This window comes from Bradyrhizobium sp. Kon58, assembly GCF_055807455.1.
Map to the genome: position 1 here is coordinate 1 of NZ_JBVVOT010000668.1, position 234 is coordinate 234.

The 234-nt window shown below is 61.1% G+C and carries 1 pseudogene; it reads right to left on the minus strand.

Annotated features, from left to right (window positions below):
• Positions 1 to 234: pseudogene (locus tag AC0L20_RS41885) on the minus strand (cation-transporting P-type ATPase); the annotation flags it as partial.

Sequence of the window (234 nt, forward strand, 5' to 3'; positions counted from 1 at the left end):
GCGCAGGCCATTGAACACCACCAGCAGGCTGACGCCCATGTCGGCGAACACCGCCATCCACATGGTCGCCATGCCAAGGAAGGTGACCGCCAGGAAGATGGCCTTGATCACCAGCGCCAGGGCGATGTTCTGCTTGAGGATACTCGACGTTTGCCTGGAGAGCCGAATGAATGCCGGAATCTTGCGCAGGTCATCGTCCATCAGCGCCACGTCGGCGGTTTCGATGGCGGTGTC